This window comes from Shewanella marisflavi (genome assembly GCF_002215585.1).
Taxonomy (GTDB): domain Bacteria; phylum Pseudomonadota; class Gammaproteobacteria; order Enterobacterales; family Shewanellaceae; genus Shewanella; species Shewanella marisflavi.
Genome location: NZ_CP022272.1, coordinates 2,084,640 through 2,100,297, shown reverse-complemented (window position 1 = coordinate 2,100,297; position 15,658 = coordinate 2,084,640). Strand labels below are relative to the sequence as shown.

Genomic DNA, 15,658 nt, shown 5'->3' with positions numbered 1-15,658 from the left:
CGTTTTATGAATCAATTCGGCTTTCAAGCCAAAAAGCTCGTCCATCTTGCGTTGCCAGTTCTTATCGCCCAAGTTACTCAGACCATGATGGGCTTTATCGATACCGTTATGGCAGGCCGAGTCAGTGCTATCGATATGGCTGCTGTTGCCATAGGCGGCAGTCTTTGGCTTCCTGCACTACTTTTTGTTCAGGGGTTACTTGTTGCCTTTACCCCTGTTTTTGCTGCCCATCATGGTGCCAATAACCAAGCGGCAATTCGTCCCATGGCATATCAGGCTGCCTATATTGCCATAATTGGCAGCGTATTAGTGATAGCCTTCCTCAGTTTTGCGCCGCAGATCTTTAAAATAATGGGGCTCTCGACCGAGCTTGCCGAGCTCAGCAATCAATATCTGTTTGGATTTGCATGGGGAGTACCCGCTTTCGTACTCTATCAGGTGCTTAGAGGCTGCAGTGAGGGGATCTCTTATACGCTACCCACTATGTTGATTGGCTTTGTCGGCTTGGCGGTCAATATTCCTGCGAACTATATCTTTATTTATGGTCATTTCGGCGCGCCCGCGCTCGGTGGCGCTGGCTGTGGTATCGCGACAGCACTGGTTTTCTGGGCCATGTTTATTGCCATGGCTATCTATATGCAGGTAAACCAAAGATTTGCCGCCCTTGCACCATTTAGCGCTTTTCACCTGCCCAACCTTGCGACCATGATAAAGATGACTAAACACGGTATGCCCATTGCCATGGCGCTGTTTTTCGAGGTAAGCCTATTTGCCATTATCGCACTTCTGCTCGCCCCCCTAGGCGCCAATGTCGTGGCAGGCCATCAGATAGCGTTAAACTTCTCCTCCATCGTATTTATGTTACCTCTTTCTATCGGTATCGCCGTATCAATTCGTGTTGGCTATTATCTTGGTCAGGACAATCCGCTCACGGCCAAATTAGTGACTAAGGTAGGTCTGGCTATCGCTTTTAGCCTTGCACTATTCACCGCTATTATTACCGTTGTATTTCGGACTCAGATCGCCCTCTTGTACAACCAAAACCCCGAAGTAGTTGCTTTAGCGAGTAGCTTGATGTTTTTGGCAGCGCTTTACCAGCTCTCGGACTCAGTTCAAGTCGTCACTGCAGGCGCATTGCGAGGCTATCACGATACACGCAGCGCTTTTTATATCACCCTCGTTTCTTATTGGGCTATTGGTATGGTGCTAGGTTACCTACTGGCCGAAACCAACCTGTTAGTGCCAGCGCTTGGCGCTCATGGCTATTGGATAGGGCTAATCGCCGGTCTCACCAGCGCAGCGCTTTTGTTTGCCCTGCGGCTTAAATATATTCAACAGCGTCCACCCCAACTGCAAATGGACGCGCAGTAGCTAAAAGTAAACAACATAAAAACAAGACGATGTTTCACCTTGGAATCATCGTCTTGCTACATAAGATTGATGGTTATGCCGCCGCTTTGGTGTTAAAAAGTTCAACTTGCACAGCAAATCGCCGCTTGATTGAAAAATTACGATTTTTTGCTTGCAACTGACCTTACATCCCTCGTAATATAGCGCTCGTTCGATGGCCGACAGGTCATCAACAGTAAATCAGTACAACCGTAGCTCAGTTGGTTAGAGCACCACCTTGACATGGTGGGGGTCGGTGGTTCGAATCCACTCGGTTGTACCAATTTTACAAGTGATAACGATACAACCGTAGCTCAGTTGGTTAGAGCACCACCTTGACATGGTGGGGGTCGGTGGTTCGAATCCACTCGGTTGTACCATCTTGTAAAATACACAGTAACCAGCGCAAGCTGGTTTTTTTGTGCCTGTTGTCCAGCACTGCCTATTTCGCGCTCACCATCACCATGACTGGCGCGCCTTCCTCCGGCACTTGATGCCGAGCCAGATCGGTAATACTTACCCGAGTTTTAACCTTATTGGCCAAGGATGAGTGACGAGAGAGAAAAGCGTAAGTTTGTAAGGCCTCATATCGATGAGAGAATTGCGCCAGACTCATACCATTGCAGGAGATGGTATTTACACCATAGCGCATGTTATGCTCATAGTTGACTAACTTACGCTTAAGCGATGCTTGGTTATCGCTACCCGCTGCGATACAAATTTTGGTCTCCAGACTATTATCCTCAGCCACAAATTGATAATTAGCCCCGTAGGCAAACGATGCGCTAAAAGTCAGTGCAACAAAAAGTAAACCCCTTGCTTTCATGATGAACTCCTTGGTTCGGACAGGACACTCATATTCATAAACGCCACTAATTCATTTGAACTGTCATTTGAACCTTGATGTTTGAACGGACACCCTATGATATCTACGTTATACAGTTCCAAGTTAAGCTCAGTTTGTCCTTCGAAGTTGTTAACCCTTGATGTAAAAGTGTTGCAAGGTATGTTGTCCATCAACTGACCCCACTAACACACGCTTATCCTACTAAAATCCTAGAGAAAAAAAGTGCAACTGAGTTACACTGTCTGTTGGCGAGGCACAATAGGAGTCGGCAATGAGCCAGCGTACATTACACACCCTTTTTAAACCCAAATCGGTCGCCATTATTGGCGCGTCTAACGGTGCCAAGCGAGCTGGCAATGTCGTGATGCGCAACCTGTTGTCCAGTGGTTTCTCTGGCCCTATCATGCCTGTAACGCCAAAGTATGAAGCCGTCTTAGGCGTGTTAGCCTACCCTAATATCGAAGCCTTACCACTCAAGCCTGATCTTGCCATTATCTGTACCGCGGCAAGTCGCGTTCCGGCTATCGTTGAGCGCTTAGCGCAATTTGGTTGTAAAGTGGCGATCATCAACGCCTCAGGAATGGCAAACCAGTTAGATGAAGAGGGGCAGAACCTACTAACCCTTACCCGAGCTCACGCCAAGCGCTATGGCATGCGCATACTGGGCCCTAACAGCCTCGGCATGATGCTGCCTAATTTGGGACTCAACGCTAGCCTGGCGCACACTAGTGCCCTGCCAGGTAAAATCGCCTTCGTGTCGCAATCGGCGGCTATCGCTACCACAGTACTGGACTGGGCTAACAATAAGGGGATCGGCTTTTCCTCCTTTATTTCTCTTGGAGATGCCACGGATATCGATTTTGATGAGCTACTCGATTATCTCGGCCGGGATTCGCGTACGACCGCCATCATGCTCTATATCGACTCGGTTAACGAAAAACGTCACTTTCTCTCTGCTGCTCGCGCTGCTGCGCGCAATAAACCCATACTCGTCATCAAATCGGGGCGCAGTTTAGAAGGCACCAACGCCGCCAAACTGCACACCGGCGGTGAAGTCGGTAATGACGCCGTATATGAGGCAGCATTTAGACGCGCCGGTATGCTCAGGGTCAACGATCTGGTAGAGCTATTCGCCGCGGTGGAAACGCTCGCCCATTCAGCACCACTTCAGGGCGAGCGACTGGCTATCTTAAGTAACGGCGGCGGCCCCGGCGTATTAGGGCTAGATCAGCTTATTCTTGGTGGGGGTAAACCGGCTACACTGGACGATGAAACCTTCGATAAACTGAACGCTTTTCTACCCGATACCTGGTCAGGACAAAACCCAGTCGATATTGGCGGTGATGCGGATGCTAAACGCTACACTCAAAGTCTCGATATTCTGATGAATGCCGATATTGCCGATGCCATCTTGGTCCTGCACTCCCCTTCGGCCCTTGGCGATGGCATAGAGATCGCCGACAGCATCATAGACCTTATCGCTAAACACCCAAGACGTCATAAGGTCAATGTCCTGACCAACTGGAGCGGCGAAGACTCAGCCTATCAAGCTCGTAAACACTTCAACCGCGCGGGAGTCCCCACCTATCGCACCCCCGAAGGTGCCGTTGGTGCATTTATGCACATGGTGGAATACAGACGTAACCAGAAGTTACTGCAAGAAGTACCACAATCAATTCCAGATAACATTCCCACAGATGGACAGTTAGCACGTCGCCTGCTGAATCAAGCGATTAGCGAAAACAAACAGGTTATAGAGACACACGAGGCCAGTGCTATCCTAAAGGCGTATGGACTCAATACCATAGAGACACATTTTGCAGCCAGTGGGGAGGCCGCCGCCGAGATCGCTGAGCAGATAGGTTACCCGGTCGCTTTAAAGGTGCAATCACCGGACATTCATCATAAGTCTGATGTGCACGGCGTGATGCTTAACCTCACCTCAAAGCAGGAGGTGTTACAAGCGGCCGACGCCATGATTGGCCGCGTCCATTCTCTGAATCAAGATGCCGATATCCAAGGGCTTATCGTGCAAAAGATGGCACTTACCGCTGGCACCCAAGAGATACGTGTCGCCGTCACCAACGACCCAGTCTTTGGCCCGGCCATCTTGCTTGGCGAAGGTGGTTCAGAGTGGCAACCTAACACAGACGCGGCGGTGGCACTTCCCCCCCTCAACATGACGCTTGCCCGTTATATGGTTATCCAGGCCCTTAAGACTCACAAACTCAAAGATAGACATCTACCACTTGGCCTAGACATGAACGCATTATGCGTCATGCTGACTCAAATCTCTCACCTGATCATAGATTGTCCCGAAATAGCCGGATTAGACTTAAATCCTGTGCTTTGCGCCGGTAAGCAGATCACCCTGCTCGATGTCAATATTCAGCTTAATGCTAATGCCCAGGATACGCCCAACCGTCTGGCCATCTGCCCCTACCCTAAGGAGATGGAAGAACACGCAGTGCTTAAAAATGGGCTTGAGATCATGCTAAGACCTATCTTGCCTGAAGATGAACCTAAGCACCTGGCCTTTGATAATTCACTGTCTGATGAAGACAGGTATAAGCGCTATTTTGGCGTACGTTCAAAGATGACTCACGAAGAGATGGCGGTGCTTACTCAGATAGATTACGCCAGAGAAATGGCCTTTATTGCCACGGCTAAGGGGCCCGATGGTGACGATATCACTTTAGGCGCAGTCAGAGCCTCTATCGATCCTGACAACACTGAGGCCGAATTTGCCATGGCGGTTCGCAGCGATCACCAAGGCATAGGGTTAGGAAAACTGTTACTCGAAAAACTGATCGCTTACTACAAAGCTAACGACACCGAACTATTAACTGGCTTTACCATGTTTGAAAACCGCAATATGGCAAGCCTAGCGAAAAAGTTAGGCTTTACCGTAACCTTTGATATGGATGAGCGCCTGATCAAGATGGACATGCCGCTGAAACCGCCTCAAGGCTAATATCTATTAGCCTTTTATGCAGTTACGCCCGGCCGACTTGGCGCGATAAAGCGCTTCATCGGCTCGTGTAAGATAGGACTCACGATCATCATCATGACACAAACAGGCGACGCCAATGGACACGGTTATTGCCCCTAGGGAGAGTTTCTTATCTTTGCCAATACTCAGGTGTCGCTCGGCAATACGGGATCTAAGTTGCTCGGCGACCACCATGGCGCCCGAGTGATCGGTATCAGGTAATAGAATAACAAACTCCTCACCACCATAACGAGCGACGAAATCATCTCCTCTTACCCCTTGCTTTAACGCCAAAGCGACATAGGCCAGTACCTTGTCACCAACGAGGTGGCCATGGGTATCATTAAACTGCTTAAAGTTATCAATATCGACGAGGAGCAGGCTGCTATTGCGTTGCTCGCGCCTAAATTGTTGAATGTGAGAGAGCACCTCTTCGTCGAAGGCGCGGCGATTACGCAGCGAAGTAAGCTGATCTGTCATCACCGCCACATTGAGATTTTCCATCTCTGACTTTAGCGCCGCAACCTCATCATTCATCACCTTAAGGCTGCTCTCCATCTCTCGATTACTGGTAACAACCTGAGCCACCTCTTCGGCAAGGGTATCGATAAGACGCTCCAGGGTTTGAGGATCGGGGTCTTGGCTAATGTTATGCTGAAACTCATTCAGACTAAGATTAAACTGCGCCGTGCCAGCAGTGACTTCTGATAGCCGGGTCATAAAGTTATTGATCAAGATCTGCGTTTCGACCTGCACACTCTCAATAACCTCAGGTGATTTTTCCCTAATAAAGTTATTGTAGAGACCCGCATTAACCTCAGTAGTGAAATGAGCGCGGCTGGCAACTAAAGCATCGATGGCACGCTTAAGATCCAGATTTACCCCGCGAAAATACTCATACCATACGGCATAATTATCTGGGGTAACGGGAATATTGAGTTCAGACATACGCGGCACGGCATGTCGCAAAATTTTAGCTGAAAGTTCGGTTTCGGTAAGTTGTTTAGCCAAATTCATAAAGATTTTCGCCGTTGATATTATTCGAGAAACACTAGCGCATTAGGGCACGACTTACTCTCTCAACTCAATAAGAGAAGACGCTTTCTCTACAATAACGAAAAATGCCAAGCTTACCAGCTTTTTGTTAATAATTTTGTACACTTAACCCTTGCGGCACTGTGCAAAAATATCCATCTCTTTGCGATAAACCGCGCTAGACACATTCATCACACCAAGCAAGCTGGAGAATAAGTTGTCGTGTGAGAAGCCTCCCTTTGTTGCGTAATCACTCAGGCACTGCTTATCCAAATGGTTGTCTACCGCAAAATCTGGCGAGATCCACGCAAGCAAAGGAACCTTTATCTGCTCGTCAGGTGCAAAAGTATATGGGGTACCGTGTAGATAAATACCGCTCTCTCCCAGCGACTCGCCGTGATCAGACACATAAAGTAGCGCCGTATCCGCCTGTTCATTGTGGGCTTCAAGGCGAGCAATCACCTGAGCGATAATATAATCACCATACAAAATGGTATTATCATAGGTATTCTTCAACTCTTCGTCGCTGCAATTTTGAATATCGCTGCGCTGACAATCGGGCACAAATTTGCGATGTGTTTCAGGATAACGCAAATAGTAGGTCGGGCCGTGAGAACCTATGATATGCAGTACTATCATAGTGTCTTGGGTTATCCCTTTAGCTAACTCCTTATCCAGCACATTTAATAGCACCTGATCGTAGCAGTTATGGCCATCACAAAGCTCGGGGTCACTGTTAAAATCGAGATTGATATGGGTCACGCGATCGCACACCCCTTTACAGCCGCTATCATTGTCTAACCACTCCAGCGCGATGCCCCCATGATTAAGCACATCGATGACAGTATCTTGTGTCTGAGCGCGCCGTGCATCGTAATCAGTTCTGTCCATGCTAGAGAACATACAAGGCAAGGAGACTGCTGTGGCGGTACCGCACGACGAGGTGTCCTGAAAGGCAATCATGTCATAGGCCTTAGTATAGGCATTGGTGGGTTTATCATAACCATAGTACTCATAGTTACGTGCTCTGGCGGTTTCGCCAACCACAACCACCACTAGGTTAGGCTTATTATTGCCATCATGAGTCATATTCTTGGCATCGAGCCCCTGCTCCTTGTAGACCAATGGCTCTTGAAAGTAATTAACTTTGACATACTTTACCATCGATCCAATGGCATAGGTCGGCACTATGTAACGCTTCATCTGATCATGATTACGGCCAAAGGCAACATAGTTTTGATAATAGAAGAAACCAATCACAGTAATTCCTGCCAACATGGCGGCCATAAAAACCAGCTTATGCATGACTTCTTTGACTAACGGCTTGTATACAATCCTGGCCTTGTAGATCAATAACGCAGGTACTATGCCAGTCAGCGCAAAATTCAAACCCGAGGACCAGTTGAAATAGGTTAAGGCCTCGGCGCTATTTGTCTGCACCATGTTTTCTATCATCCCATAGTCAAACACCACACCATATTGCAATGCGGCAAAAAACACACAGGATGAAATTAAGGTCAAACCGATAAAAAAGGGCTTTAGCAAGTATTTAACTGAAAATAGCGAAAAGATAAAACTTAACGCTAAGAGCACAAACAGCGGAATCGTCGCGACAAAGAGATAGTTCACCTCTGCTTGCGTTTCAATACCCTGTTTCACTATGCCGAACAGCGGCATATTAAACACACAAACATAAAATAGTGCGATGATCAGCGTAAACTGGTTCGCCGATAGATTGTTAACTCTCGACAGCACTGAGTGTTCTCTCTTTAATAATGACGAAGACAGACCGATAACAGCCAACTAGAAAATTGATTAAAACCGGATTTAGATCAGTTTATTAACGCCATGACTTCGTCGTAATACACTAGACCTTGGGGCAAGTCATTGTCCAAGTAACTGGGGCGCAGAAGGAGACAGCCAATTTAGCTAACCAACATACTGCACCAAAAATAAAGCAGCATTTAGGTTGCTTAACTTGCGTTAAGCAACTTGTGCTAAGGGTGAGATACTTACACAGTGGAGGTGAAAAAAAAGTGTAAGAAAGGCGGGAGCAAATGCGGGGCTAAAACTCCTGATTCATCCGTTCAAAAAAACACAATAACAGTTCTCGTTCACTGTCGGAGAACTTAGCGGTTAATTGATCAGACAAGCCATGGTGTAATTGGTCGTGTTCTCGATAAACGGCCTGCCCCTGCTCAGTTAAGCCAACCAGAATAGAACGTCTGTCCTGCTGATGAGCCTTACGCGCCACAAGGCCAGCCTGTTCCATCTTGTCTATCTGTACAGTGAGAGTGCCTGTTGTGATCCCCATCTTTTCCGCTAACTCCTTCATGCGAAGATCGCCGCTAGCACCTAAAATTTCTACCGCATGGATCTGTGGTAATGAGTGGCCTGCATCCTTAACCACCGCCATCTCCCACGAGGAAAGCTTCTCGTAAAACTCGACGATGGCGTGGCTCAATTGATCGTTATTTTGCATCTAAGGTAAATTCTCCATTTAGTGCCCTGCAACTATCCTTAGTTTGCTTGTTGGCACTCAGTTTGACGACAGGTGATGAGTTCGACGGTTAAATGATCGATACGTTCAAATTTAGCCAATTTGTGCTTGAAATAGTCCAGATCCTTTGGGTCATGGCTAACAATAGACACCATAGCCGCATAATGATCGGCACTCACCGGCCAGACATGAATATCGCTAACCTGATGATCCGCTTCATCTTCGATAAACTCGACCATCTCATTCACATACTGCTTTTCTATACTGGCATCCAACAGGATAGGCCCCGTCTGTTTCATCAGTCCCCATGCCCAGCTGGTTATGATCACGGCGCCAACTACCCCCATAACAGGGTCAAGCCAGGTCAGCCCCAGATACTTACCAAACAGCAGCGCCCCAATCGCTAGCAAAGAGGTCAACGCATCGGCCATAACGTGAAAATAGGCTGCACGCAAATTATGATCATGGTGACCCTTTTCTTCATGCTGGTGGTCGTGGTGATGGCCATGCTCATGGTGTTTATCGTGTTTATGGCTGTGTGTATGCCCGTGATGATGTCCGTGTCCGTGATGATGGTGCCCATGATGGTGGTCATGGCTATGATGATCTTTAAGCAAAAATACCGAGATAACGTTAACCGTTAAACCGATAACAGCCACAAAAATAGCTTCGTTAAAATGGATCTGCTCGGGGTTAAACAAGCGACTTACCGACTCAACGACCATGAGCAAAGCCACTAATCCCAGGGCGACAGCACTGGTAAATCCGCCAAGCACGCTGACTTTTCCGGTACCAAACGCAAATTTTGGATTATTAGCATGCTTTTTCGCGTAATGGTAAGCAAACAGGGTAATTAGGAAGGCTGCAGCATGAGTCCCCATATGCCAACCATCGGCCAGCAAGGCCATAGAACCATATAAGGTGCCGGCAGCTATCTCGGCTATCATGGTAAACAGCGTTAGCAGCAACACGTAACGGGTATTACGCTCGCCATCAGTGTTTAAGTTAGCAAATTGATGTGAGTGCTGCCAAGGGGCAAGATGATCCTTAACATCGGACATAAGTAGTTCTCTATTATTGTAAATAAGTGATCGTTATTCATGCTCGAAAAAACTAAATTTGTCTTTTCGAGCAACTAGCGACTCGGCCCATAGTGTTATCGGCTGCCTTCGTCATTTATTTTGATTTTCAAACTTTCAAAAGCTTAACTAGTTTGATTTTCAAAGTAAACTGATATGTCGTACCCGAAATCTAAATCTATCGACCTCGTCACATAGATCCTTAAAATCGACTTAAAACAATAAATTAAAAATATTTATTTGCTTTTAACCCTTTTCCCTTATGCTAGCGTTTATACCGGATATCTGAATTTACTTTAACGCTAGGAGCTTTCATGAATCTGAGTCTAAACCGCTACCCACAGGCAGCACGCACACTTTTAATTGGACTGGGACTGGCCTTTACTACAATATCAGCCCAAGCCACCAGTCCGGTAAAACCAGCACACCTTGCAAGCCCTCACGCAGTAAGCTACACAGCAGCCGATTATCAGGTGCATGAAACCAGCAAGATGTTTCCAGCGCCTGACAATGGGCTGGTACAACATATTTTGACGCTACCCAAATTGGAAAATGAGACGGACTATCGTATCGAAATCGCCATTGGCCGTAGTGAGCAAGTCGACTGTAATAAACACAGCCTTAAGGGTGAGATCTCACAACATACAGTTCAGGGCTGGGGCTATAACTACTACCAAGTAGACACTATTGTTCAGGGACCAAGCACCATGATGGCTTGTTTTGACAAGGCAAAGAAAACTGCCTTTCTGACGCTGCCGCAAAAGCTTAACCTTGAGTACGACAGCCGTCTGCCTAAGGTTTTCTATCTCCCTGCAGGCGCCCAGCTAAGATACCGGGTATGGCAAGCCATAGGTGACTATCAATATAGTGAAGCCAAGTAAAATACTCAGTGAAAGCGAATCCCACCGCTAAATGCAAGCCATAAAAAAACCTCTGCCATGGCAGAGGTTTTTAAATTTACACAGGACTAAAGCCCGTTAATGGCATCTTTGCACAGCTGTGTGATCCGCGCCCAATCCCCCTGCTCCATCGCATCTGTTGGGGCTATCCAGCTACCGCCAATACAGTCGACATTTTTAAGTGCCAAATAATCTTTGTAACTGCTTGGCGTAATGCCTCCCGTTGGGCAAAAACGTATGTTAGCCAAGGGGCCAGAGAAGGCTTTAAGCGCATTAACGCCACCAGAGGCTTCTGCAGGAAAGAACTTAAAATTGGTATAACCAAGGGCCATACCTGTCATCACCTCAGAAATACTTGCCACGCCAGGGATCAGTGGGACAGTGCCCTTCATCGCGGCCTTTAGTAGCTCAGGAGTCGCGCCAGGGGTGATCACAAACTGAGCGCCTGCATCAACGGCCTGTTGCAACTGCTCTTCATTAAGAATGGTCCCAGCGCCCACCAGTGCCTCGGGTACCTCTTTGGCGATTTTAGTAATAGCCTCCAAGGCGCAGGGTGTACGCAGGGTGACCTCTAATACACTGATGCCCCCTTCGACCAGCGCCCTGGCGAGTGGTACAGCATCCTCAATCTTATTAATCACCATGACGGGAACGATCGGGCTACGTTTAAAAATATCTTGTGGTTGAATTGACCAGTTATTCTCAGCCATTGCTAAAGCCTTCCTCAGTGATTAATAGTTTTCGTCTATGGTCGTAGTGCAACGTGCACCCGTTTCCGGACTACTTAAATTTGAGCGTAACGCAGAGAACAACTCACGTCCCATACCATAACTCGTACTGCGCAGGTCGACCTTCTCGGCAACCCGCGAAGCTAACACGGCTTCATCCACCATTAAGCTCACTTCGCCGCTATTGGCGTCGACACGAATAAGGTCACCATTTGCGACCTTGGCGATCAGACCACCATCTAATGCCTCAGGTGTGAGATGAATAGCAGCAGGCACTTTTCCTGAGGCACCCGACATACGACCGTCTGTCAGCAGCGCGACCTTAAAGCCTTTATCCTGCAGCGAACCTAAGATAGGCGTTAACTTATGCAGTTCAGGCATGCCTATCGCCTTCGGCCCCTGCCCTTTGACCACGACGACGCAGTCTCTATCCAACTCACCAGCCTTAAACATGGCTTCAAGTTTATTCTGATCGTCGATCACCACTGCTGGCGCTTCGACAACTCTATGCTGCTCGGCAACCGCTGACACTTTAATAACGGCGCGTCCCAGATTACCTTTAAGCAGCTTAAGACCACCATTAGCCTGGAACGGTGTATTCACCGCCGTCAACACCTCTTTATCGAGTGATTCGGTTGGCCCATCTACCCACACGAGCTCATTATCGATAAGACGCGGTTCCTGGGTGTAACGACGCAGACCAAAGCCCGCCACTGTCATCACATCTTCATGGAGCAAACCAGCATCGAGTAGTTCTTTGACCAAATAAGCCATTCCGCCAGCGGCATGGAAGTGGTTGATATCGGCATGGCCGTTTGGATAGACGCGAGCTAGCAACGGCACAGCATCAGAAAGCTCTGAGAAATCATCCCAGTTGACGATAATACCGGCCGCTCGCGCTGCCGCAACAATATGCATGGTGAGGTTGGTTGAACCACCTGTCGCTAACAAAGCGACTATGCCGTTCACTATAGACTTCTCGTTAACGACTTCACCGATTGGCGTGTATTGAGTGCCCACCTCTGTCAGACGACAAACTTGTTTGGCAGCCATCTTATTTAGCGCTTCGCGCAGTGGGTCGTCCGGATTCACAAAAGAGGAACCTGGCAGCTGTAATCCCATCACTTCCAGCATCAACTGGTTACTGTTTGCCGTACCATAGAAAGTACAAGTACCAGCACTGTGATAAGACTTGGACTCGGCATCCAGCAGCGCCGCTCGGTCAACCTGACCTTGAGCAAATTTCTGACGTACGCGCGCCTTCTCCTTATTAGGGATCCCCGATTTCATCGGACCTGCCGGCACAAACAACATAGGCAGATGCCCAAAGCTCAAGGCACCGATCAACAGACCCGGAACAATCTTGTCACAGATCCCGAGTAGTAATGCGCCGTCAAACATGTTGTGAGACAAGCCCACCGCCGTTGACATAGCAATCACCTCACGGCTAAGCAAACTGAGCTCCATGCCGGGTTGACCTTGGGTGACGCCATCGCACATGGCTGGCACGCCTGCCGCAACCTGAGCAACACTACCTACCTCATGACAGGCGGCTTTAAGTAACTCAGGGTAATTTTCGTAAGGCTGATGCGCCGATAACATATCGTTAAAAGCGGTCACAATACCGATATTGGCTTTATTAAATGCCTTGATGGCATTTTTATCGGCCGGACTACACGCCGCAAAACCGTGCGCCAGGTTACCGCAGCTAAGACTGCTACGATGAACGCCATTGGCTTTCGCTTCATTGAGCGCCTCAAGATACTTTGCTCTTGTAGCTTGGCTTCTGGCAATAATTCTGTCGGTTACTGACTGTACTACTGAATGCATAATCGCTCCTTAAGCGCTCCAATAAACATCGACCGGGGTCTTGTGCTGCGCCAACACTGCACGTATCGGCATCGCTTTGGCGTCTTCATTTTCGAGCGCTTGTCGGTAAACGGCGAGCTTCTGTTCACCAACAATGTGTAAATAGATCTGACGTGAGGCTAAAATCCCCTGCTTGGAGATGGTCATGCGTCCGTGTGGCGCCTCGCTAGGATTCACGGCCAGGCAAAGCGCCTCTGTGGTCAGCGCCTGTTCGATCTCTTTTGAACAGGGAAACCATGAACAGGTGTGGCCGTCGTTACCCATGCCTAATACCACTACGTCGAACGGTTTAGGAAAGTTAGCCAATTGCTCAATGGCCATATCCGCACCTGTTTCGGCGGTGGCAAACATATTTTTTAAACCACGAAACTTTGCGCCGGCGGCGCGGTTTTGCAGCAGATGTTGACGAACCAAGCGCTCATTAGAATCGCTGTGTTCGGTATCAACCCAGCGTTCATCGGCCAGGGTAATGTAGACATCGTTCCATTCGATGGCCTTTTGGCTGAGCAATTTAAACAGTGCTAGCGGCGTCGAACCACCAGACACCACTAAGCTCGCCTTGCCACGCGCATCTATTGCTGCCTGCAATTGATCGGCGATACGAGATGCCAATTGTGCTTCAAGGCTGGCTTTGCTATCAAAAGATTTGAATACGGATTCTTTAATCATCTTAATCAGTCCTTATTCGTCCCAAGAGCGGCCGTCTTTGGCTATCAATGCAACAGAAGCCACTGGGCCCCAACTACCCGCAGGGTAAGGTTTCGGCTTCTCGTTGCTCTCTTCCCAAGCTTGAATGATACCGTCGACCCAGGTCCACGCTTGCTCGACTTCATCACGGCGTACGAAAAGCGCCTGATTACCCAACATGGCCTCTAACAACAGACGCTCATAGGCATCGGCGATACGGTCATTCTTAAAGGTGTCAGAGAAGCTCAAATCCAGCTTAGTGGTTTGCAGACGCTGCTTCTGCTCCAGTCCAGGCACCTTGTTCATCATCTGGATCTCAACGCCTTCGTGAGGCTGCAGACGAATAGTCAGTTTATTAGGTGGCAAGTTGCGGTAGCTTGAGCGGTACAAGTTGTGAGGTGGGTTCTTGAAATAGACCACGATCTCAGAACTCTTAGTCGGCATACGTTTGCCACTACGCAAGTAGAAAGGCACACCGGCCCAACGCCAGTTATCGATATCGACACGCAGTGCCACAAAAGTTTCGGCGTGTGACTGAGTATTAGCGCCCTCTTCTTCAAGGTAGCCCGGTACAGGCGCACCTTTTAAGAAACCGGCAGAATACTGTCCGCGCACAGTGTTTTCATAAATATTATCGGCATCTATCTTACGCAGTGACTTAAGCACCTTAACCTTTTCATCACGAATGCTATCGGCATCTAGGTTAACCGGTGGATCCATGGCGACCAGCGTCAGTACCTGCAATAGGTGGTTTTGAATCATGTCACGCATCTGACCGGCTTTATCGAAATAGCCCCAACGCCCTTCAATACCCACCTCTTCAGCGACAGTGATCTGCACATGGTCTATGGTACGGTTATCCCACTTAGAGGCAAACAGCGAATTGGCGAAACGCAGCGCGATCAGGTTCTGTACTGTCTCTTTACCTAAGTAATGGTCGATACGATAAACTTGATTTTCGTTGAAGTAGGCACTGACTTGATCGTTGATAACTTTTGAGGAGGCGAGATCTGAGCCGATTGGCTTCTCGAGAACGACACGTGTATCAGGAAAAATAAGATTTTGTTCGTGAAGGCAACGACAGATGTCACCGAAGATTGCTGGCGGTGTGGCAAAATAGTTCACCATGACGCGCTTCTTAGGATCCAGTACCTCATGGAAAGCGCTATAACCCTCAGTTTCTGTGAAGTTGGTACCTATATAGACACAGCGGCTGAGAAATCGCGTCAGGGTCTCGTCACACAAGGCTTCTTTAACAAAGCTTTTTAATGCTGTAATGACTAGCTCTTGATACTCTTCATGAGAGAATGCATCTTTAGCTACCCCAACTATCTTAGTCTCTTCATTAAGCAGACCGGCTTTATCCAATTGGTAGAGCGAAGGCAGTAGCTTACGTCTGGCAAGGTCGCCTTTAGTGCCGAACAATACAAAATCACAAGCTTTGGCTTCCGGTGATGTCATGCCCATAGCTTAAAAATCTCCTATGTCACTGTGTCCCATCGTTTCGATGAGAAGCTCACATGTTTGTTGTAATATAACAACAGAATTTGTTAATTGCATCTAAATTTTGCAAAAAATGACCTATCAGTAAACTAGCAACAAGACATCAAAATCTGATATGCTTTTCGTGATT

Annotated in this window: 12 protein-coding genes and 2 tRNA genes; 5 read left to right on the top strand and 9 right to left on the bottom strand. The window is 48.0% G+C overall.

Going from position 1 to position 15,658, the window contains the following annotated elements:
- Positions 1-6 precede the first annotated feature (6 nt).
- The 3 genes from CFF01_RS09150 (at position 7) to CFF01_RS09140 (ending at position 1,769) form a co-directional block, all read left to right on the top strand.
- Positions 7-1,371 carry an MATE family efflux transporter gene (locus CFF01_RS09150; RefSeq protein WP_088904591.1) on the top strand — a complete coding sequence of 455 codons (1,365 nt, stop codon included), beginning with the start codon at positions 7-9 and terminating at the stop codon, positions 1,369-1,371.
- A 224-nt stretch (positions 1,372-1,595) separates the two neighbouring features.
- A tRNA-Val gene (locus CFF01_RS09145) sits at positions 1,596-1,672 on the top strand.
- 20 nt (positions 1,673-1,692) lie between these two features.
- Positions 1,693-1,769, top strand: a tRNA-Val gene (locus tag CFF01_RS09140).
- 62 nt (positions 1,770-1,831) lie between these two features.
- Here the strand turns inward: CFF01_RS09140 and CFF01_RS09135 are convergent.
- Entirely contained in the window at positions 1,832-2,215 is a 384-nt protein-coding gene (locus CFF01_RS09135) for a DUF3718 domain-containing protein (protein ID WP_088904590.1), read from the bottom strand.
- Positions 2,216-2,507: 292 nt separating this feature from the next.
- Between CFF01_RS09135 and CFF01_RS09130 the strand changes: the two genes are divergently transcribed.
- Positions 2,508-5,210: a bifunctional acetate--CoA ligase family protein/GNAT family N-acetyltransferase gene (locus tag CFF01_RS09130; protein ID WP_088904589.1), complete on the top strand. Its 2,703-nt coding sequence runs from the start codon at positions 2,508-2,510 to the stop codon at positions 5,208-5,210.
- Positions 5,211-5,216: 6 nt separating this feature from the next.
- Here the strand turns inward: CFF01_RS09130 and CFF01_RS09125 are convergent, their stop codons facing one another.
- The 4 genes from CFF01_RS09125 to dmeF all read right to left on the bottom strand — a co-directional run bounded on the left by CFF01_RS09125 (position 5,217) and on the right by dmeF (position 9,824).
- Positions 5,217-6,245, bottom strand: coding sequence for a GGDEF domain-containing protein (locus CFF01_RS09125; RefSeq protein ID WP_088904588.1), 1,029 nt, complete (start codon positions 6,243-6,245; stop codon positions 5,217-5,219).
- Between the two features lie 144 nt (positions 6,246-6,389).
- Complete coding sequence (locus tag CFF01_RS09120) at positions 6,390-8,018, bottom strand: phosphoethanolamine transferase (protein ID WP_088904587.1); 1,629 nt, start codon at positions 8,016-8,018, stop codon at positions 6,390-6,392.
- A 310-nt stretch (positions 8,019-8,328) separates the two neighbouring features.
- On the bottom strand, positions 8,329-8,745 hold the full coding sequence (locus tag CFF01_RS09115) for a MarR family winged helix-turn-helix transcriptional regulator (RefSeq protein WP_033538138.1): 417 nt from the start codon (positions 8,743-8,745) through the stop codon (positions 8,329-8,331).
- Positions 8,746-8,783: 38 nt separating this feature from the next.
- Positions 8,784-9,824, bottom strand: a complete 1,041-nt coding sequence (dmeF, locus tag CFF01_RS09110) for a CDF family Co(II)/Ni(II) efflux transporter DmeF (RefSeq protein ID WP_088904586.1) — start codon at positions 9,822-9,824, stop codon at positions 8,784-8,786.
- 332 nt (positions 9,825-10,156) lie between these two features.
- Between dmeF and eco the strand changes: the two genes are divergently transcribed.
- Positions 10,157-10,723: a serine protease inhibitor ecotin gene (eco, locus tag CFF01_RS09105; protein WP_088904585.1), complete on the top strand. Its 567-nt coding sequence runs from the start codon at positions 10,157-10,159 to the stop codon at positions 10,721-10,723.
- Positions 10,724-10,809: 86 nt separating this feature from the next.
- Here the strand turns inward: eco and CFF01_RS09100 are convergent, their stop codons facing one another.
- From CFF01_RS09100 to zwf, 4 genes are read right to left on the bottom strand one after another with little or no spacing between them, the layout of a single operon-like run.
- A complete protein-coding gene (locus tag CFF01_RS09100; protein WP_033538136.1) occupies positions 10,810-11,451 on the bottom strand; it encodes a bifunctional 4-hydroxy-2-oxoglutarate aldolase/2-dehydro-3-deoxy-phosphogluconate aldolase in 642 nt (213 codons plus the stop codon).
- Between the two features lie 21 nt (positions 11,452-11,472).
- On the bottom strand, positions 11,473-13,299 hold the full coding sequence (gene edd, locus CFF01_RS09095; protein WP_088904584.1) for a phosphogluconate dehydratase: 1,827 nt from the start codon (positions 13,297-13,299) through the stop codon (positions 11,473-11,475).
- A 9-nt stretch (positions 13,300-13,308) separates the two neighbouring features.
- Positions 13,309-14,007 carry a 6-phosphogluconolactonase gene (pgl, locus tag CFF01_RS09090; protein ID WP_088904583.1) on the bottom strand — a complete coding sequence of 233 codons (699 nt, stop codon included), beginning with the start codon at positions 14,005-14,007 and terminating at the stop codon, positions 13,309-13,311.
- A 12-nt stretch (positions 14,008-14,019) separates the two neighbouring features.
- On the bottom strand, positions 14,020-15,492 hold the full coding sequence (gene zwf / locus CFF01_RS09085) for a glucose-6-phosphate dehydrogenase (RefSeq protein ID WP_033538133.1): 1,473 nt from the start codon (positions 15,490-15,492) through the stop codon (positions 14,020-14,022).
- Positions 15,493-15,658 lie beyond the last annotated feature (166 nt).

Bases quoted from the DNA above. Each gene is read 5' to 3' on its own strand.
- CFF01_RS09150 (WP_088904591.1), top strand. From the start codon at position 7: ATGAATCAATTCGGCTTTCAAGCCAAAAAGCTCGTCCATCTTGCGTTG.
- CFF01_RS09135 (WP_088904590.1), bottom strand. From the start codon at position 2,215: ATGAAAGCAAGGGGTTTACTTTTTGTTGCACTGACTTTTAGCGCATCG.
- CFF01_RS09130 (WP_088904589.1), top strand. From the start codon at position 2,508: ATGAGCCAGCGTACATTACACACCCTTTTTAAACCCAAATCGGTCGCC.
- CFF01_RS09125 (WP_088904588.1), bottom strand. From the start codon at position 6,245: ATGAATTTGGCTAAACAACTTACCGAAACCGAACTTTCAGCTAAAATT.
- CFF01_RS09115 (WP_033538138.1), bottom strand. From the start codon at position 8,745: ATGCAAAATAACGATCAATTGAGCCACGCCATCGTCGAGTTTTACGAG.
- dmeF (WP_088904586.1), bottom strand. From the start codon at position 9,824: ATGTCCGATGTTAAGGATCATCTTGCCCCTTGGCAGCACTCACATCAA.
- eco (WP_088904585.1), top strand. From the start codon at position 10,157: ATGAATCTGAGTCTAAACCGCTACCCACAGGCAGCACGCACACTTTTA.
- CFF01_RS09100 (WP_033538136.1), bottom strand. From the start codon at position 11,451: ATGGCTGAGAATAACTGGTCAATTCAACCACAAGATATTTTTAAACGT.
- edd (WP_088904584.1), bottom strand. From the start codon at position 13,299: ATGCATTCAGTAGTACAGTCAGTAACCGACAGAATTATTGCCAGAAGC.
- pgl (WP_088904583.1), bottom strand. From the start codon at position 14,007: ATGATTAAAGAATCCGTATTCAAATCTTTTGATAGCAAAGCCAGCCTT.
- zwf (WP_033538133.1), bottom strand. From the start codon at position 15,492: ATGGGCATGACATCACCGGAAGCCAAAGCTTGTGATTTTGTATTGTTC.